We start from the raw sequence: 19,268 nt of genomic DNA on the forward strand, positions 1-19,268 counted from the left end.
CCCGATCAATAGTCCTTCGAATATTTCAGGCTCGCGCTCTGCCCGCCGCTCGATCCCGCCGCCGACAACAGGCTCAAGGCCTTGGTCAGCGCAACTTCCAGCTGCGTCGAGGTATAGCCCTTCGCGTCGGTGACGATCTCTACATAGATGTTCTTCGCCAGATACTTGCCTGCTGCCAGGCTCGTACCGCGCCCGGTGGCCTCGTCGGCGCCGAGCACGCGCAACCGGTCGAACCCGGTCGCCGAGCGCAGCTTGCCGAGCGGGTTCAGCCCGCCCCCGCCCGACCCGCGCAGCGAGTTCAGCGCGGACGCCAGCTGGATCGCCTCGGTCGCCGACAGGTTGGCCGGGCTTGCCCCGAACAGCAGGCGGCTGAGCACCTCGTCCTGTGGCAGCACCGGCGTCGACGTAAAGGCGATCTGCGGACGCTGGCCGGTGCCCGTGACGTTGATCGTGACCGTGATGTCGCTCGTCGTGGTGCTCGCCTGGATGTTGATGTCGGGATCGGTCAGCGCACCGCCGCGGAAGCGAATCTGCCCCTTCGTCACCTCGAACCGCTTGCCCGAGAACGAATAGGTGCCGCGGACGATGTCGAGACCGCCGGTGATGATCGGCGCGGACGACGTCCCGCCGATCCGCATGTCCATCTCCCATTCGGACTCCAGGCCCATGCCCGACACGAACAACTGGTTCGGCGCGCGCACGCGGAGGTCGAGCTTGAACTTGCCGACTGCCGGCACCTGCGACCGATCGGTCGACAGCGGCGTGCGGATGTCGCTCTTGCGCCGGACGCCGGTCAGCTCGGCGACTTCCGCCTGGCCCTGGCGGATGATCTGATACCGTGCCTCGGGGATCTGGAGATCGCCCTGGATCAGCCCGCCATCAGGGCCGTTGGTCAGGTGGATCGTGCCAGTCGTGGTGGCGCTGATCGCATCGCTCTTGGCGAGCTGCGCGTTGTTCAGCGTCGCGCGCAGATCGATCGGGAAGCCGCTATCCGCCGCGAAACCGATCGAACCCTGCGCCTGCACCGTGCCATCGCCGGCCTTCGCACTGAGCTGAGTCAGTTGCAGCTGCGTGTTGGTGAAGCGCCCCGCGATCCGCATCTGCGACAGACGCGTGCCATAGGTCTCGTTGTCGTAGGTCAGGTTGTCGGCACGGACGATGCCGTTCAGCTGCGGCGCCTGCAGACGTCCCGAGAAGTCCGCCGCGATCGCGATCGGCCCCGAGAGCTGCTGATTGGGGATCGCCGCAAAGCTGAACAGCACCGCCGACGGGCCATTGTAACGGATCCCGCCGGAGAGCGGCGCGGCCATCAGGCGCGTGCTCCACGAGCCGTTACCCGCCGGCAGCGGCCGCAGGTTCGCGACCATCCGACCGACCACGGTCTGGCCACGACGGAACAGCGCACGGCCGACGCCGCCCTCGCCGCCCAGCGTCCCGGCGAACACGATGTCGACGGGCTCGGAGACTGCCGAGAGGCCGGAACGCGTGAAGTTGGTCACCGTCACCCGCGCATCGGCGGTCGGCAACGCGGCCGAGTTCGCCTGCGAGAAGTCGAGGCTGCCGGTCGCCTTGCCGCCAATCCCGAGGTTCGGGATTAATGCGGAAAGCGTCGACAGGTCGAGCCGATCAAGCCGGACCTGCGCATTGGTGCCGCGCCCGTAGCTGCCGGCGAGCCGCGCCGAGCCACCGCCCGCACCACCGAAGTCGATCCGGGTCGGCGCGAGGCGGTACACGCCCTTTACCGCCTGGATGCGCGCCGGATTGACGGTATGGAAGTCGATCCCGTTCGCCTGCCCCTGTGCCGCGACGAGGTAGTTGTTGGGGCTGAGCTTGGCGTTAACCGCAAGGCGGAACGGTACGCCGTTCGACCCCGTCAGCAACGCCTGCGCGGTGCCATTGCCGCCGACATAATTGACCTTCGCACGCGCCGCCGAGAGGACGATCGCGCCGTAACGCATATCGGCGATCTGCGCGTCCGCCACGATCTGCGGCGTCGGCGTCAGGACCGCACTCGCCGACACGATCGCGCGGCCGATGGTGAAGTCGACCATGCCGGGGATCTTGGCGCCATTGGCCCGCGCCGCAACGTCGGCACGCTGATAGCCACCCTGGTTGACTAGCCGGACATTGCCCGACAGGCCCTGCCCTGCGAACTGGAGCGCGCCCGCAAACGGACCGGCCGCGGTCTGCACGATCCGGCCGCTACCGACGATCCCGGCGAACACCACCCGGTGCACGTCGACCGCAAGTTGCGCGCCGGGCCTGACCAGCACATCGGCGGTGAACGGCCCGTAATTGGTGCCGCCGCTCGCGGTGACGGCATAGGCGCCGCCCCGGCCGACGATCCGCGCATTGAGGTTGACGAGCCCGACGCCGACGCCCGGCCGCGGTGCCCGCAGCACGACGACCGGCGCGGTTGCGCTACCCGTGACGCGCGCGGACAACGGGCCGTAGACGGTGGAATACGCATCGGCATTCACCAGCACGGCGCCGCTCGCCGGATCGAACCTGCCCTCGCCGCGCGTGACACGGAACTGTGGCGCATTCATCCGCAGGTTGCGGAACGTGACGATCCCTTCCGGGCTGTAGCCGATATCCGAACGGATGATCGCGTTGCCACCGAGGAAGCTGCGCGCGCCTTCGTTGAATATCTGCGAGGTCTGCGCGACGACCCGGCCAGTGATCCCGAAGCCGCCCTTAGGCCCCGGTACCAGCTTCGCGTCGGTCGTCAGGTTGACGATGCCGATGCCGTCGACGCGGTAATTGTTGACCCGCCCCTTCAGCGCGCCGGTGTAGCGTCCGGTCGCCATGTTCGCGACGACGACGGCGGTCGCATCGATCTTGTCCGAACGGATCTTGAGGTTGTCGGACAAGACGTTGACGCCCGAGATCGCGAAGTTGCCATCGATCGCGACGTTGGTCGCAAGCCCGCCGACTGCCGCGTTCAGACCCGTGACCCGTCGCGCCCGCGCCTTGATCGGCACGAGGATGCGGTCGGAGTTTACCCGGGCAAGACCCTCGGCGTAGAGATTCTCGACGCCCATATCGCCGAACGCAATCGTCGCCGCACGGACCTTGTAGTCGACGGTCGGCGTCGCGAACGCACCGTCGAGCACCACGCGCGCCGTGACGTCACGGCCGCGCAGGTTCGGCAGGATCGCGCCCGGCGTCAGCAGTTTCGCGTTCACCGCGAAATTGCCGAACCGGCTGTTGGCGAGATCGATCAGGCCGCCAGCGTCGACCGCCAGCGCGTCCGACTTCAGCGTCATCCGCGTGTCGGCCTTGCGATCGTTCAGCGTCGTGTCGATCGCCACGTCCAGCTGCGGCGCGGTCAGACGCTCGACCGGACCTTCGAGATACAGACCGGGACGCGTCGAACCGCGCACTTCGATATGCCCGTTCCTCGCGACCAGCCCGAGGTTCGCCAGCTGTCCGCCACCAAGCGTCGCAACCGCACGCCCCTGCCACGATGCCCAGCTACCGCGCCCGTCGACGCTCGCAGTCAGCGGCGCCTTGAACGATCCCATCGTCGACACGACGCCGCCGACCGGCGCGGTCAGCTTCACGTTCACGTCGAGCTTGTTCTGCTCCGGCACCGCATCGAGCTTCAGCACGAGGCGATCACCACCAGCGATCCCCGGCCCGGTCAGTGCTGCAGCGCTGGTCGTCAACTGCGCACGCTTGTCCGCGATGTGCACTGCGCCGTCGATCTTCACGATATGCGTCTGGCCGGTCACCGGCTTCGCGATCAGGAAGCGATCGATCACAAGCCGGTTCACGTCGATGTCGAGGTCGGGCAGCAACGGCGCGTTCGGGTCGGTCGGCGTCGCATTCAAAATCGGGCGTCGCTGCAACGTCACCAGCGGCGTGGTCAGAGAGCGCACGTCGACGTGGTTCTTGGCGAACGCGAACGGGCGCCAGTCGACCGCCAGCTTCGGGCTGGTCAGGAACACGCCCTTGGGATCCGACACGCGCACGTCGCTGAGCGTCATCGCGCCGTAGATCGAGCCATCGATCCGTCCGACCTTGATATTCAGCCCCGACGCGGTCGTGTAGCCGCCGATCTGGTCCGCGACGAGCCGCCGGCCGGGATCGGTGTTGATTCCGAACAGCACGAGCAGGATCAGCACGATCAAGCTGACGAGCAGGATCGCTATCCATTTCAGGATACGCTGCCACAGCGGCCGCCGCTCGACGATGACGGTCTGCTCGACCGGAACCTGCTCAGCAGGAAGAGTGCCGTTGTCGGCCATCAGAATGCCTGCCCGATCGAGATATAGAGCGCGACCTTGCCGTCGCCCTCGCGTGGGTTGAGCGGCGTCGCGATATCGAAACGCATCGGTCCGAAATTGGTATAGAAACGCCCACCAATGCCCGCGCCATACCGCAGCGAGGAGAGGTTCGGCGTGCTGCTCTCATAGCTGTTGCCGGCGTCGATGAACGGCACGATGCCGAAATCGCCGAACCGATAGCGGGCTTCGAGCGCGAATTCGTTCAGCGAACGCCCGCCGACCGGATCGCCATTGGGATCGAACGGCCCGAGCCGCTGATAGCCATAGCCGCGCACCGATCCGCCGCCGCCGCCATAATAACGCCGTGACGGTGCCAGATCGTCGCGCGAGACACCCTGGATCGAGCCTGCCTTGGCACGTCCCGCGATGACGATGCTGGTCGAGACGGGATAGTAGAATGTCCCCTCGATCATCGTCCGGACATAGGGTTTCACCGAGCCCTGCACCGACGTTTCCGGGCTGAGGTTCAGCGTCAGGCGGTAACCCTTGGTCGGGTTCAGCAGGCTGTCCGAGCGATCGAACTTCAGCTGGCCCGGCAACGCGACGATGCCGTAGGTCCGCCGCACGCTCTTGCCCTGCGCGAAATCATAGACGCTCTCGTTCGTCCCGACGAGCTCGCCGCCATAATAATAGGTCAGCGGCTTCTGCCAGATCGGCGTCGAATCATAGCTCCAGCGCACGCCGACGCTGGTCGTGAACGCGCTGTATGCGTCGTAATTCGAATGGTTCGCACCCGCGGTGACGCTGAACGTACGATCGCGGCGGCCTGCGTTGGCCCGACGGAACGTGCCCGACAGGCCCTGCTCCTGCGTACCCGCGATCACCGACGCGATCAGTGCGCCCTCGTACGGGAACAGGTTGCGGTGCTGCCAGGTACCCTCCGCGCGGAAACCCTGCCCCGTCGAATAGCCGAGATTGCCGCCGAGCGTACGGACCTTGCCCGCGCTCTGGCGGACCAGCAGATCGACCTGCTCCGTGCCGTCGGCGTTGAGAGTCCCCGTCCGCACCGGCTCCACCGACACGGTCGAGAACATCGACGTCGCGACCAGCGCATCGCGCAGGTCGTCGGTCATCCGGTTGTCGTAGAGTTCGCCAGCCTTGAACCGCGGGAACACGTTCAGATGCTCGAGGTTGAACACCGGGTCGCCCTCGGTGCGCAACTGCCCGAACGAAGAGCGGGGCCCGGTATCGACCGGCAGCGTGTACGCCCCCGTCGGGGTCTGGTCGTCGAGCAGGATGTCGCGGTCGCCGACCTTGACGAACGGATAGCCGCGTTGTGGCAGCACCAGGCTGACGTTCGCCTCGGCGCCCTCGATACGCGCAGCCTCAATCGGATCACCAACCTTCAACGGCAGCTGCGAGCGTACCAGATCGGGCGGGGTCGTCGCATCCGCCGTGACGGTGACCGACGACAACGAGTAAAGCCGGCCCGGCTGTGCGCTGACGGTCGCCCGCAGGCGGCTGGCCTTAGTGGTGTTGGCGTTCGGGATCGTCTCGATCGTCGAGATCGCCGTGGCGTCGTAATAGCCGAGCGACTTCAACAGCCGCACGGCCAGCGCCTCGTCCTCCTTGGCCCGCGCGGAAACCTGAGTCGCATTCGCCGCCTTGCCCTTGCCCTCGGCGAGCGCGGACAGCGCCTTGTAGCGCCCCTCCAGCCCATCGCCCGCCTTGTCGAGACCCTTGATCGCGGTGTCGTACCGGATCTCCGGCGCATCCTTGTCCTTGATGTCGGCGGCGGTCTCGAACGGCACGGTATCGAAGCTCGCGAGCGGAGTCAGCGGCTGCGCGAGTTGCGGATCGCTGGGACCGGTCGGAGGCAACACGTCGCCAGTCACCGTGGTGGCGGACGTCGTTGCGGTCGCGGGCGTCGCTGCCTGTGGTGTCGCGGCTGTCATCGGCTCGAGCGGCGCGTTCAGGTCACCACTGAGCGGCGGCAAGGCACTGTCGAATTCCACATCCGGCACGATCGGCGCGTCGGACCGTGGGTCGCTCGACTGCGCCTGATCGCTGGGTTTGGGCGCGTCGGGGCCCTTGGCCGGAGCGGTGCCCGGCTTTGCAATCTGCGCGGAAACCGATCCCGCGAATCCCGTAGATGACGCTACCAACGCCAGAGCGAGCCAATGATGCCGGCTAGTCGAAGCTGTCACACGATCCCCTTCATGGGAGGTGTCGTGTTCGACTAAACCCCCATCTCCGTCCCGTAACGCACGGATGACGGCTTGGTTTCACCAAAATTTACGTCAAACGCAGCCGATCAAGCCGCCGACCGGCACGACCACGGTATCGCGTCCCGGACGGTCGATCCGCAGCGTCGCCGCAGTGACCGTCGCGCCGGCGGTGATGTCCGCCCGCGTCGCGATCGCCATGTCGAGCGTCGCGGTGACGTCGTCACGGCGGTACTGCGTGATCCCGCCAAAGCCGAACCCGATCGAGTCCGATTGCGTAGCGCGCGCGTAATCGCCGACCTTGCCGTCGATCGCGAGCCGGACCTGCGCTGGATCCGCGCTCGCCATCGCGATCATTTGCCGGTTGCCGTCGAGCGTCCAGAGATAGGCGGCACACCCGCGCACGGGCAGTTTCTGCTGTCCGATCGCACCGAGCGGACCGGGGCCGGGATCGACAACGGTTGCCGGAACAGCGGCCTGGAGCGCGAGGACGAGAGCAAGCATCATGGCGCGAGACCTATCATGAAGAGCCAGGCCGGATAAGCGGCGATCGCCAGCAATGCGCCGAACGGCAGCGCGGTATCCGCGGCCATCGCCCGCCCCTTCAGCTGCGCGGCGAGCACGACGCCCAGCCCGATCATGCTCGCGATCAACAGTACCGCTGGCAACATCTGCCAGCCGAGCCAAAGCCCGATCGCCCCGAACAGTTTAGGATCGCCGCCGCCCATCCCGTCCCGCCCGCGGAGCCTCCGATAGCCGAACGCGACCAGCCACAACACGCCGAACCCGGCGGTACCACCGATCAGCCGTGCGACGATCGGCGGATCGATGCCAAACGCAGCGCTTGCCAATCCTGCCAGCGCCAGCAAGGCGGTCAGACGATCGGGCAGCCAGAACGCCACGAGATCCAGGCTCGCGAGCGCCAGCAACAGCCAACCGAACACAGCGCCCGCGATCGCGACCGGCCCCGGCGCGACGATCCCCGCCGCGACGCCGATCGCCAGGGCGGCAAGCTCGGTCCGCCAATGCACCGGGCTGATTGCGGCACCGCAGGCGCGGCACCGCCCCCGCAAGACGAGCGCGCTCACCAAGGGTACCAGTTCGATGGCCTGCAACGTCCGCCCGCACGAATCGCATGCCGACCGGCCCTGCATCACCGACCGCCCATCGGGCCAGCGCAGCACCAGCGCCGCGACGAAGCTGCCGAGCAGCACGCCGAGCGTCCCCAGCGACAGCCCCCACGCCGCGGCTCCAGTCACAGCGCCAGCGTGTAATAAGTCGCGAACTGCGTATCCGAATAAGCGCCGAACGGGCCACATTCGACGAAGCCCGCCGTCGCATACAGCGATCGCGCGGCGGCGAACGGCGCGGTATTTCCGGTCTCCAGGCTCACCCGGCGGTATTTGCGCCGTCTGGCTTCGGCGACCAGATGATCCAGCATCGAGCGCGCCACGCCGCGCCGCAGATGCGCTGGCGCGGTCCGCATCGATTTGAGCTCGCCCTCGCTACCGCCATCGCCAAGATCGTTCAGCGCGCCCAGACCGACGAGATCATCGCCATCCCACGCCGACCAGACCGTCACCGCCGGATCCCGCAACCCACCGATGTCGAGCGCGAAGACGCTACCTGGTGGCGAGTTCTCATGCGCCGCGCGCAGGTGAAGCACGATCAACGCGATCACGTCGGGATGCGTCAGGTCGTCGCGGACGATCCGCCAGCCTCCCGCCGGACGCCCGGGTCGGCCAACGTCCGGGTTCGCGTCCGGCGACTCCATCAGGGAAGCGCCTCGCCCGCCTCGATACCCCACAGGCTGCCGATCTGGACGAACCCCGCCTGCCCTTTGACATCCATCCGGCACCAGCCATTGCTGCAGTGGCTGAGTCGACCGACCACGCCCGGTGCGGCCCGCCACATCAATCGGCTCGACGCGTTCGGCGTCTCGCGCAGGTCGACGGGCACGGCGCCGCGGACCACAGCGGTACGCGTGCCGCTCAGCAGGTTCGCCTGCATCCAGCCTTCGGTGCCATCGGGATCGGCGATCTTGCGCCATTCCTTGAAGATGGCGACGACCTTGATCGGCAGATCCTGCCGCTGGTACAGCCAGCTCGCCGGATAAGTCCGTGCAGGCCCCGTCCTCATTCGCGCGCGCGACGCCGAAATCGATGCGTAATAGGGCACGGATTTCTTCCCCTCGGCGGCGAACGCCGGGTCTGGCACCAGCGCGGCTACAACGAGAGCGGAGAGCGCGGCGGCGAGAATGCGCATGATCATGTCCTAAACTGGCGAACCACGTCCTATCGCGCCGGCGCCCTTTCCTCAACCGGTCTCGACGCGGCCAACACGTGTCTCGGCGTTGACGCGCGCGAACGGCTTGGGCAAGCCGTTCGCATGACCGACACCCGCCGCTGTCCGAACCCGAAAGTCGTCGTCACGCGCGAGCTGGCCGACACGCTGATGGACCGGATGGAGGCGCTGTTCGACACGCATAACAACCGCGCCGATGCGAAACTGACGCGCGACCAGCTGGCCATAGCGATGGCCGACTGCGACGTGCTCGTCCCCACCGTCACCGACGACATCGACGCGGACCTGATCGCCGGCGCTGGCGACCGGTTGAAGCTGATCGCCAATTACGGTGCCGGCGTGAACCATATCGACCTGAAGGCGGCGCGCGCCCGCGGGATCATCGTCACCAACACGCCGGGCGTCCTCACCGAGGACACGGCCGACATGACGATGGCGCTGATCCTCTCCGTCCCGCGAAGGCTGGCGGAGGGCGAGAAGCTTGTCCGCTCCGGCCAGTGGAAGGGCTGGAGTCCCGGCGGGATGCTCGGCCACCGGATCGGCGGGAAGGCGCTCGGCATCGTCGGCATGGGCCGCATCGGCCAGGCTGTCGCATTGAGGGCACGCGCGTTCGGGCTCACGATCCATTACCATAACCGCACCCGCCTGCCCGCGGTCCGCGAGGCGCAGCTCGCGGCGACGTTCCATGCCTCGCTCGACGACATGCTCGCCGCGGTCGACATCGTCACGATCCACACGCCGCTCAATCCCGACAGTCGCGACCTGATCGACGCTCGGCGCATCGGCCTGATGCGCCCACACGTCTACCTGATCAACGCAGCCCGCGGGGGCATCGTCGACGAAGTCGCACTGGTCGATGCGCTGGAGAATGATCGTCTCGCCGGCGCCGGGCTCGACGTCTGGGCGCACGAACCGGCGATCGACCCTAGGCTGCTCGCACTGCCCAACGTCGTGATGCTGCCGCACATGGGCTCGGCTACGCTCGAAGGCCGGGTGGCGTCGGGCGAACGGGTCATCCAGAACATCCGCATGTGGGCCGATGGCCACCGTCCGCCGGACCAGGTCCTGGACGGCTGGGCCTGATCCTAACACAGATCAAAATATCGGAACTCATCCCGCGGTGCAGCATTTATCGGCCACCCCCGGAGAAAATGGAGTGTCCCCGATAAAGAAAATTGCCGTTTCCGCCCTGCTGCTCGCCTCCGCCGTCTCGATGAGCGCCTGCTCGACGCTCAAGGGTGCCGGCATCGGTGCAGCCGGTGGCGCAGGCGTCGCGGCGGCAACCGGTGGCAGCGTCGAGAAGGGTGCAGCCGTCGGTGGCACCGGCGGCGCGGTCGTCGGCACCGTCGCCGACTGATTCACGCTCGTGTTCCCCTCCCTCGTCGGGAGGGGAAACGTTCAGATCGCGCGCATCCAGTGCGTGCGCGTCACCGTTCCGGTCATCACTTTCGACCCGAACGCCTTGATGATCTTGGCCGCGTCGTCGCTGTTCATCAGCACGACGCGCGTCCCGCCCGATGGCAGCGTCTCGATCGCGCTGATGATCGCATTATGCTTCTTGCACATTGCGAGGACTTGCGGCTGCTCGACGGTGACGTTCACCGCCCGCGAGATCGGCACGACCGTTTCGACGCCCGTTGTCACGACGTCGCACCGATGGTTGCGATGGAAGAATAGTGTGTCATGCGGCATTCCCGGCTCGGAGCGGGAGCGCAAAGCATCTCTCAGTCGCGGCCTGCCCGTACGAAGCGCCGCAATGGCTTCCCTATGCGCCCGATAGGCCGAAACGGCAATGGCACGTCATGTTCGCACTCGCAGCAAAGCCAGCCCGAAGCCGACAAAGATTGCCCCCGTCGCCCGATCGAACGCGCGTCGCAACGCCGGCCGCGTCAGATGCCGCGCCAGCGTCCGCCCGCCAGCCGCATAGACCGCGTACCAGAAGCTCTCGATCACCGCGAACGTCGCGACGAGGATCGCGAATTGCGGCGCCTGCGGTGAGGCGCGGTCGACAAACTGCGGCAGGAACGCCGCCGCGAACAGCAGCAGTTTCGGGTTGCTGATGGCGATCACGAATCCGCCCCGGAACAGCCGTCGGGCCGACAGCGTGACAGGCAAGCCGCCCTCGCCCCAGCCCGCGCCCACGTCGATCAGCGAACCGGCGCCCCGCCATGCCTTGATGCCGAGGAAGATCAGATACGCGACGCCCGCATAGCGCAAAGCATCGAACACTTGCGGCCACGCCGCCAACAGCGCAGACACGCCCGCCGCGGACGCCGCCAGCACGAGCACCAGCGCGGTCAGACATCCCGCCATCGCCGCAACGCTCCGCCGCGCGCCGAACGCCACGCTGCGGGTCATGACATGTAGCATGTTCGGACCGGGCGTGCCGGACAGGAGGAATACGGCGACCACGAACAGCCACCACAGATGCAACGTCATCACCTTCCCCGATTGTTAGCGAGATGCCGCGGCCAAGCCCGTCATGCCAACCAATTCCGTCACCCCGGCGAAAGCTCAGGTAGCGTCGTGTGGCCCCGTTCGCCCGTTACGAGGGATACCCCAGCTTTCGCTGGGGTGACGGCCAACATCAGGCTCCCGAGCACTTACGCAACCGCTCGTCGAAATCCGATCGACCGCACGCAGGTCCGAGGTTGCTACCCCGCGTCTAACCGTCAACCGAAGCCTGAGTGGTTGCGCCAGCGCCCAACCCGGACGCCGCGCCAAACCCGTCACGCCGCGCCAAGCCCGTCACCCCTCACCTAGCCCGTCACCCCCTCGCCAAGACCGTCACCCCAGCGAAAGCTGGGGTATCATCGTGTGACTCCGGCCGCCTGCCAGTCGAGAGACCCCAGCTTTCGTCGGGATGACGCCGTTAGGTTGGAGAAATGCGAGGCCTACTGGACGTCCTCGACCTGACCTCAATCCCCGATCAGGATCCGATCCACCAACTGCCCGACGCTCGGCACGAACCCGTTCGAATAGAACGGATCCTTCTTGAAGTTATACGCCGCGTGCCCTGCGAACATCAGGTTCTGGTCGATATCCCCACCATGCGCGATGTCCTGCAGCGTCTTCTGGATGCAGAAGCTCCGTGGATCCGCCAGCCGCCCGGTCGAGTTCGTCTCGGTATCCGCCCAGCTCGAGAACGAGCATTGCGACAGGCAGCCCATGCAGTCCGCCTGGTCCTTGCGGATCATACCCTTCTCGTCCGGGCTGACGAACACGAGCGTGTTGTCGGGCGTCTTCAGCGCATCGGTATGCCCCTCGCCGAACCAGGTTCGTGCGCGCAGCAGGTCGTTGCGCGTGACCCAGAAGTTCTTGCCCTTCACGCCGACGTCGAGCTGGAACACGTGGTCGCCAGCCTCCTGGGTCGAGAACGCAATCTGCCGCTCGGACCGGGCCTCAAGCGACCGGAGGAACGGGTTGCGCACCGCCGACGAATAGAAGCCGGTCGGCGAGAACTTGTGCAGCAGCACGTCGCCTTCCTCGATCTGCGTCAGCGCGTTCTTCCAGCCCTCGGGAATCGGGCTCTCGCGGGTGAGCAGCGGACGGGTGCCGAACTGGAACGCGATCGTCCCCAGCTCTGGATTGTCGATCCAGTCGTTCCAGTCGCGCAGATACCAGACGCCGCCGGCCATCACGATCGGCACATCGTCGCTGATGCCGCCTTCGCGCATCACGTCGCGCAGTTCCTTGACCCGCGGATACGGGTTCTGCGGCTTCAACGGGTCCTCGGCGTTCGACAGGCCGTTATGGCCACCGGCAAGCCAGGGATCCTCGTACACCACCGCGGCAAGCCACTCGGCGGCCTTCGAATACGCCCGCTTCCACAGCGCGCGGAAGGCACGGCCGGAACTGACGATCGGCAGATAGCTGACACCGTAGGACGCGGTGATCTCGGACAGCTTGTACGGCATGCCCGCACCGCAGGTGACACCGGCTACCTTGCCGCGGGTCCGCTCCAGCACGCCGTGCAGGATCCGCTGCGCGCCGCCCATTTCCCAAAGGACGTTGATGTTGATCGCACCCTTGCCGTCCGCGATCTCGTACGCGCGCTCGACCTGCTGGACCGCGCCTTCGATCGCGTATTCGACCAGCTCCTCGTGACGGGCCCGCCGCGTCAGGGCTTCATAGACCTGCGGGATGATCTTGCCTTCGGGATCGTAACTATCGGCATTCACGGCCGAAACCGTGCCGATGCCGCCTGCTGCGGCCCAGGCGCCGGCGGACGCGTGGTTGGTCGCGGCCACACCCTTGCCGCCTTCAACCAGCGGCCACACTTCGCGACCGTTATAGACGATAGGCTTCAGGCCCTTGAACACGACGTCACCTCTCCCGGAAAATACGGCCTCCTAGAACGCACGGACGCATCGTGCGAGCAAATTAAGACCTAGGTTAAAGCTCCGGGCCGCTGCAGCGCGCTTTCATACAGATCGCGATAGCGAGCAATCATAACCGCTTCGTCGAATTCCGCCCGCGCCTTGGCCTGGTTCGCGGCGCCGACCGAGGCCCGCAGTGCAGGATCGGCCACCAGAGCCTGCAGCGCGTCGCGCAACCGAACTTCATTCGCGATCTCGGTGATGAACGGCAGATTCTCCGCCGAGACCATCCGTGTCATGTCGCCGACCGGATAGCTCGCGATCGGCAGGCCTGCCGCCATCGCCTCGACCACCGAGATCGGGAACTGCTCGCTGCGGGACGATACCGCGAGCATGTCGAAATGGCCGATATAGCGATACGGCCGATCGAGAAAGCCGGGGAGGACCAGCTTGTCCGCCATTCCCATCGCCGCGGCGGCTTGCAGGATGTTGGCCCGCTCCGGCCCCTCGCCGACGATCACGAGCCGGACACGGCCCGACACGCCGCCGACCGCCCGCACCAGCGCGGTCAGGTCCTTCACCTCGCGCAGACCCGCCAGTGCGCCGATCACGACTTCCTTGGCATTGCGCGTGAACCCGGGAATCGCTTTCGGTTCGGGCTTCTGCGCATAATATGCGGTGCCGATCCCGTTGACGATCCGGTGCACCCGCTCGCGCGGCTGCTTCCAGGTTTTGAGCGCGATCCCTTCCAGCACCTCGGATGGCACTGCCAGCGCATACGCGGCACCCAGCGCGAGCCGTCGATAGATGTTGCGCTCGATCTTCAGGCCACCGGCCTCGTCCGCGTTGAACCCGTCCTCGTGATGGACGATCGGCGGCGCGCCCTTGCCGAAGGCCCGCCGCGCCATCACCCCGTCGATCGCCCCCCAATTGTACGTCAGCACCAGGTCGAACCGCCGCATATACTGCGCGATCGCCTCGTAACGCTTGACCGAAGGCTTGCCGGTCAGCGGCGGCGGGTTCTGCGCGATCTCGTAGCGCACGCCCTTTGCAATCGAATCCCGCGCATTCGTCGCGTCGGGCACCGCCGACACGATCGTGTGCCTGGCCCGATCCCCGAACGCGTTCATCAACCGAACCGCCCGCGCCTCCTTCCCGCCAAGGTCGAACGAAGAGTGGAGATGCAGAATGTTGACGGGAGTGGCCATTTCGGAGCGATGCCGATTTCTCGGCCCGCTTTCAAGAGCGGCCCGCAATGGGTCGGCACGGCGTCGCGGGGTGCAACAGCCGCGTCGATACGATGTCAGATCGATCCGAAATGCGGACTAAACATAGGCTCATTAATCAGACCAACAGGGCAAGCCGATGCTTATGTATTCATTTCGGACCTCGAAACTACTGTTTCGGACTATGATCTCCAAGCCAGCATGTTGAAACAGAGTTAGTCATCGGATCCAAGAAAAATACTTAGGAGGGATCCACCATGACTCACTATGATTTCGACAGCAAAGCAATCGACAGCGTTCTCGAAGCGGCGAAAGGCAATGACGCGGCGCCTAAACTCACATCGGTCAACCACCAGACCGATCTGGCGTCGGGTGGCAAGCTTACTTTCGGCGCGACCTGCGTTACCGTGACCGTCAACAACGGCAAGGTCTGTCTCAACCTGCCGTTCGGCTTCGGCTCGGTCTGCCTGCCGATCCCGGCGATCTTCCCAAGTGGTACCGCCGGTCAGGCATGTCTCGACATCTGCACGACCTGGGGCGTCCCCACCGGTATCAAGGTCACCGTGTCGATCGCCGGCAGGACGGTCGTCCAGCAGACGTTCGGCTTTTGCTGATCTGAACTAGCCCGGTCGACGCACGGATATGTGCGTCGACCGGGCGACATTCACGCGAACACGTCCTTGGCGATGTGCGTGATCCGGCACGCCAGATCCGCCTCGCCGCTCGCGACCACGTAGAAGTCGCCAGCGTCGGCGATACCCGTCGTGAAGACCACGTTGTCGACGTACATGCTGTCCTTCAGCGGCTCGGTCAAAGCCGGGTTCGGTTCCAGCAGCGCAGCATGCTCGGTCGCGACCGTGATCGACGGATCGTCCTTGTCGAGGATCGACCAGTATGTCCGGTAGATGCCGACCACGCCCGATGGCTCCACCCCGTGCCACAGCGCCAGCCAGCCCCGATCGGTCAGGACCGGCGGTGCGCCACCACCCATTCGCGCCGTTGCGACGGTTGCGGAATGCGGTCGGATGCCGGGCTTGTCGTGCGGTTTCCAGTGCAACGCATCGGGCGAGCGCGACAGGTTGATCGACGGCCCGCTGCGCCATTCGCTGCCCGGCGGATACGCGAAATACAGGTCGCCCAGCGGCCGCGTCTGCGCCCAATACTGCCCGGCGATCAGCCCTTCGAAGATCAGCATGTCCTTGTTTTGATGATCCAGCACGATTCCCTCGAGCTGCCAGTCGAGCGCATTGGCGGACGTATAAAGCGTCGTCGAATGTCGCTCCGGGCTCACGGAACACGTCGTCATCAGATAGCGGTCGCCGACTTTCGAGATCCGCGCATCCTCGACGCCGTAGCATTGGTACGAGGTCCGCGGCGCGATCGCCTTGTCGTAATGCACCGCGACCACCGAGCGCCCCTCGGCGTCGAGCTCGACCGGCAACAGCCACGACAACGACGTCAGCGCCATCACCCGCCACCCGCCACCGGGGATCAGGAATTTACGAGGATCCTTGGTATCGACCATCGCCAACGGCCACGCATCGAGCAGACACGCACCATCCTGCCAGCGGATCGCATGGACGTTGCCGTCCTTGACCGGGTGTCTGAGCGCTTCGGCGACGCGCACCATCAGCAGCAGATTGCCGTTCGCCAGCCGCGTCATCCCCGGATTGAACGCGCCCAGCACATAGGTCTCGGCGCCGATCTTCCCGGCCAGCGGCGAGCGCGACAGGTCGATGTCGGCGGGGGTGAAGACGAGCTGATCGAACATGCTATTCTCCTTGATACGTATGCCGTCCGCGTTCCCCCGCGAAAGCGGGAGAACCAGAAGGGACGGTTACTCCCCCTCAAGCGCCCGCGGGACGATCACGATCTGCTGGATCACGGTCCGCGTCGGCTGCGTCAGGACGAATTCCACCCCGACCGCGATGTCCTCGGCGCGCAGCATCTGCTCCGCCTCGATCATCTGGCGCTGCTTGTCGTCGGGCACGTCGGGATACTGCATGTTCGAGCCGACCTTGCCTGGCTCGACCAGCGACACCTTAATGCCTTTCGGTCCCAGCTCGCGCCGCAAGGCTTCCGAGAAACCGGCAATCCCCGACTTCACCCCGGCATACACCGTCGAGCTCGGCCCGAGGATATGCGCGCTCAGCGAACCGATAATGACGATGTCGCTGATCGGCGTCATCCGGTGCGCGGCGTGATGCGCGCTGAGCAGATACGCGGTGAAATCGACGGCGATGGCGTAGCGGAGTTCGTCCTCGCTCATCTGCGTCAGGCCGCCGGCTGCGACCGCCGCGTTGACGATCGTGATGTCGAAGCCGCCGAGATACGCCTCGCCCGCATCGAAGAACGCGCGGACCTTGTCGGGATCGGCGAGTTCGGTGACCATCCCGTCGCCCTCGCCCACCTCGCGAATACGCGCCAGAGCGTCCTGCAGATAGCGCTCGTCGCGCCCGCAGATATAGACCTTCGCCCCTTCGGCAGCCAGCAGCACCGCGATCGCCCGGCCGATCCCGGTCGTGCCCCCGGTAATGATCGCGCGGCGGCCCTTCAGCGGGCGGACATTGGTGTGGGCGTCGGAGAGTTCGGTCATCAAGTATCCCGGCTTGTCAGCAGATTGGCGGCGAAACGCTTCGCGCCGCCCTCCCCTAAGCGCGGATCGCCGCCCCCTCAAGCGCACGCGCCAGCAACCGGTCGATCGGCTCCTGCAGCATCGTCTCGCTGAGCGTCGGCGCGTGGCCGACCCCCGGCACCGTCATCAGCTCGGCCTGGTCGAGCGACGCCGCCATCCGCTCCGCCGTCGCCGCCGACAGCAGGTCGGAGCGCCCACCGCGAACGATCAAGGTCGGCACGTCGCGCAATGACGCCAGCCCCTGCCACATGTCCGGCCCCGCCTCATTACCCGGCACGCGGAACGGCTCGGCGATCTTCAGGTCGTAGTCGAGCACGATCCGCCCCGAACTGTTGAGCCGGTACAGCCGCTTGGCCATCGCCAGCCAGTCCTCGATCTGCCAGTCGGGATAGACGTCGGCGTTGTTCTCGGAGACGCAGCGCGCGGCGTGCATCCAGGTCGGGAAGACGCTCGCCTTGCCGACATAGCCGCGGATCCGCGACAGGCCCTGCGCGTCGATCTCGGGCCCGACGTCGTTAAGCAACGCCGCTGCCATCCGGCCCCGCGATGGCCCCGCCATCAGCATCGTGACGATCCCGCCCAGCGACGTGCCGAACGCGATATACCGGCCGATGCCGAGCTCGGTCAGCAACGCCTCGACGTCCTGCACATAGGTCAGCGGGACGTACGACATCGGATCCTTCGCATACGCGCTCTCGCCGCGCCCGCGAAAGTCCACCGCGATCAGGCGCCAGCGCCCTGCCAACCTTGCCGCGAGCGCATCGAAATCGCGCGCATTGCGCGTCAGGCCGGGCATGCAGATGATCGGCGGCTGGCCTTCCGCGCCCCCCGGATAGTCCCGCGCGTGCAGTCTCAGCCCGTCGTTGGACCACCAATAGAGGTTTTCGTAAGCGGCCATGGTTGCGTCCTTCGGGTAGCGGCCACCATATCGCCGCATGCCCATCCGCCCGCAAGTGTATCGCCCCGAAGCAAAGCTCCTCGACCTCGGGGACGGCTTCTTCGACCCCGTCGCACCCGCCGACTTCCCCGAGACCCGGCTGCGCTTCCGCAACGACCGCGCCGCCGCGCAGATCGGGCTCGATGCGCTCACCGACGAAGCCTGGACCCGCCATTTCGGCCGGTTCGAGCCGCTCCCCGACACGCTCCCCCAGCCCTTCGCGCTCCGCTATCACGGCCACCAGTTCCGCAGCTACAATCCCGAGCTCGGCGATGGTCGCGGCTTCACCTTCGCGCAGATGCGCGACGATCGCGGTCGCCTGATGGACCTCGGCACCAAGGGTTCGGGCCAGACGCCCTGGAGCCGCGCCGGCGATGGTCGTCTCACGCTCAAGGGTGGTGTTCGCGAAATCCTCGCAACCGAGATGCTCGAAGCTTTGAACGTCCCGACCTCGCGCACGCTGTCGCTGATCGAGACCGGCGAGCAGTTGCAGCGCGGCGACGAGCCCAGTCCGACGCGCTCCGCCGTCCTCGTCCGCCTCAACCACAGCCATGTCCGCATCGGCAGCTTCCAGCGCCTCGCCTATCACCGCGACGAAGCGGGATTGCGTAAACTCGTCGGCTACACCCTGCGCAACCTCTACGACGAGGACAGCGAAGACCCGGTTCGCCTGCTCGATCTCGTCGTCGGTCGCACCGCCCGCCTCGCCGCGCGCTACATGGCCGCCGGCTTCGTCCACGGCGTCCTCAATTCGGACAACATCAACGTCACCGGCGAGAGCTTCGATTATGGCCCGTGGCGCTTTGCGCCGACCTGGGACGCAACCTTCACTGCGGCCTATTTCGACCACCAGCGACTCTACGCGTTCGGCCGCCAGCCCGAGGCGATCCACTGGGACGTGATGCAACTCGCGGTCGCACTTCGGCAGATCGCCGACAGCGATCCGCTGGTGGCTGCGCTCGACCAGTTCGGACCGCGCTACCAACCCGAAGTCACGCAGGCGATTCTCTGGCGTCTCGGTGTCCGTCCGCGCGATCCGCAGACCGACCAGGACCTCGTCCAGGCTACCGAACGCGCGCTGCGCACCTCGGGCGTCGGCATCGACCGCTTCTTTTTCGATGCATTTGGCGGGGACCTGCCCGACACGTATGCCGACCCCTGGGTCGAAGTCCGTGCTGCACTCGCTACGTACGAACCGCGCAAAGATCGCTCGCATTCCTATTGGTCGGGAGACCCGTGCAGCATGCTGATCGACGAAGTGGAAGCGATCTGGGCGCCGATCGCCGAGCACGACGACTGGACGCTGCTCGACGCCAAGGTCGCGGCGATCCGCTCGATGGGCGAAGCACTCGCCGAATAATTGGAATCGTCCATGATTTGAGGCAAGAGC

The 19,268-nt window shown here is 66.2% G+C and carries 17 protein-coding genes; 4 read left to right on the forward strand and 13 right to left on the reverse strand.

Translation table 11 applies throughout. The features are described 5' to 3' along the window. Positions 1-5 precede the first annotated feature (5 nt). The 6 genes from SJY41_RS08085 to SJY41_RS08110 form a co-directional block, all read right to left on the reverse strand. Positions 6-4,253: a translocation/assembly module TamB domain-containing protein gene (locus tag SJY41_RS08085; protein ID WP_380780650.1), complete on the reverse strand. Its 4,248-nt coding sequence runs from the start codon at positions 4,251-4,253 to the stop codon at positions 6-8. Continuing rightward, positions 4,253-6,439 (reverse strand): autotransporter assembly complex family protein, encoded by a 2,187-nt coding sequence (locus SJY41_RS08090; protein WP_380780652.1) that lies wholly within the window; start codon positions 6,437-6,439, stop codon positions 4,253-4,255. The genes SJY41_RS08085 and SJY41_RS08090 overlap by 1 nt, the downstream gene beginning before the upstream one ends. A 93-nt stretch (positions 6,440-6,532) precedes the next feature. Further along, positions 6,533-6,964, reverse strand: a complete 432-nt coding sequence (locus SJY41_RS08095) for a hypothetical protein (protein ID WP_380780654.1) — start codon at positions 6,962-6,964, stop codon at positions 6,533-6,535. Further along, entirely contained in the window at positions 6,961-7,716 is a 756-nt protein-coding gene (locus SJY41_RS08100) for a prepilin peptidase (protein ID WP_380780656.1), read from the reverse strand. The genes SJY41_RS08095 and SJY41_RS08100 overlap by 4 nt, the downstream gene beginning before the upstream one ends. Next, positions 7,713-8,231, reverse strand: coding sequence for a GNAT family N-acetyltransferase (locus tag SJY41_RS08105; protein ID WP_380780658.1), 519 nt, complete (start codon positions 8,229-8,231; stop codon positions 7,713-7,715). The genes SJY41_RS08100 and SJY41_RS08105 overlap by 4 nt, the downstream gene beginning before the upstream one ends. After that, positions 8,231-8,722 (reverse strand): SH3 domain-containing protein, encoded by a 492-nt coding sequence (locus tag SJY41_RS08110; protein WP_380780660.1) that lies wholly within the window; start codon positions 8,720-8,722, stop codon positions 8,231-8,233. Before SJY41_RS08110 ends, SJY41_RS08105 begins: the two co-directional genes overlap by 1 nt. A gap of 123 nt (positions 8,723-8,845) precedes the next feature. Between SJY41_RS08110 and SJY41_RS08115 the strand changes: the two genes are divergently transcribed. Further along, positions 8,846-9,844 (forward strand): 2-hydroxyacid dehydrogenase, encoded by a 999-nt coding sequence (locus SJY41_RS08115; RefSeq protein WP_380780662.1) that lies wholly within the window; start codon positions 8,846-8,848, stop codon positions 9,842-9,844. Between the two features lie 73 nt (positions 9,845-9,917). Next, complete coding sequence (locus tag SJY41_RS08120) at positions 9,918-10,118, forward strand: hypothetical protein (protein ID WP_380780664.1); 201 nt, start codon at positions 9,918-9,920, stop codon at positions 10,116-10,118. A gap of 41 nt (positions 10,119-10,159) precedes the next feature. Here SJY41_RS08120 and SJY41_RS08125 read toward each other — a convergent pair whose 3' ends face one another. The 4 genes from SJY41_RS08125 to SJY41_RS08140 all read right to left on the reverse strand — a co-directional run bounded on the left by SJY41_RS08125 (position 10,160) and on the right by SJY41_RS08140 (position 14,288). After that, entirely contained in the window at positions 10,160-10,405 is a 246-nt protein-coding gene (locus SJY41_RS08125) for a hypothetical protein (RefSeq protein WP_380780665.1), read from the reverse strand. Positions 10,406-10,561: 156 nt separating this feature from the next. Then, the gene (locus SJY41_RS08130; RefSeq protein ID WP_380780667.1) at positions 10,562-11,200 is read right to left on the reverse strand and encodes a LysE family translocator; all 639 of its coding nucleotides are present in this window, start codon (positions 11,198-11,200) and stop codon (positions 10,562-10,564) included. Positions 11,201-11,679: 479 nt separating this feature from the next. Then, positions 11,680-13,083 carry an NAD(P)H-dependent flavin oxidoreductase gene (locus SJY41_RS08135; protein ID WP_380780669.1) on the reverse strand — a complete coding sequence of 468 codons (1,404 nt, stop codon included), beginning with the start codon at positions 13,081-13,083 and terminating at the stop codon, positions 11,680-11,682. A 68-nt stretch (positions 13,084-13,151) separates the two neighbouring features. Further along, positions 13,152-14,288 carry a glycosyltransferase family 4 protein gene (locus SJY41_RS08140; protein WP_380780671.1) on the reverse strand — a complete coding sequence of 379 codons (1,137 nt, stop codon included), beginning with the start codon at positions 14,286-14,288 and terminating at the stop codon, positions 13,152-13,154. 275 nt (positions 14,289-14,563) lie between these two features. On the opposite strand from SJY41_RS08140, the gene SJY41_RS08145 reads away from it, so the two are divergent. Then, a complete protein-coding gene (locus SJY41_RS08145) occupies positions 14,564-14,920 on the forward strand; it encodes a hypothetical protein (protein ID WP_380780673.1) in 357 nt (118 codons plus the stop codon). 50 nt (positions 14,921-14,970) lie between these two features. Here the strand turns inward: SJY41_RS08145 and SJY41_RS08150 are convergent, their stop codons facing one another. The 3 genes from SJY41_RS08150 to SJY41_RS08160 form a co-directional block, all read right to left on the reverse strand. Beyond that, positions 14,971-16,077: a glycosidase gene (locus tag SJY41_RS08150; RefSeq protein WP_380780675.1), complete on the reverse strand. Its 1,107-nt coding sequence runs from the start codon at positions 16,075-16,077 to the stop codon at positions 14,971-14,973. A 66-nt stretch (positions 16,078-16,143) separates the two neighbouring features. Continuing rightward, positions 16,144-16,902 carry an SDR family oxidoreductase gene (locus SJY41_RS08155; protein WP_380780677.1) on the reverse strand — a complete coding sequence of 253 codons (759 nt, stop codon included), beginning with the start codon at positions 16,900-16,902 and terminating at the stop codon, positions 16,144-16,146. A gap of 55 nt (positions 16,903-16,957) precedes the next feature. Continuing rightward, positions 16,958-17,839, reverse strand: a complete 882-nt coding sequence (locus tag SJY41_RS08160) for an alpha/beta fold hydrolase (protein ID WP_380780679.1) — start codon at positions 17,837-17,839, stop codon at positions 16,958-16,960. A gap of 37 nt (positions 17,840-17,876) precedes the next feature. Between SJY41_RS08160 and SJY41_RS08165 the strand changes: the two genes are divergently transcribed. Next, on the forward strand, positions 17,877-19,238 hold the full coding sequence (locus SJY41_RS08165) for a protein adenylyltransferase SelO family protein (RefSeq protein ID WP_380780681.1): 1,362 nt from the start codon (positions 17,877-17,879) through the stop codon (positions 19,236-19,238). Positions 19,239-19,268: the final 30 nt, after the last annotated feature.

The sequence above is a fragment of the Sphingomonas sp. R86520 genome (assembly GCF_042466285.1).
Lineage (GTDB): Bacteria > Pseudomonadota > Alphaproteobacteria > Sphingomonadales > Sphingomonadaceae > Sphingomonas.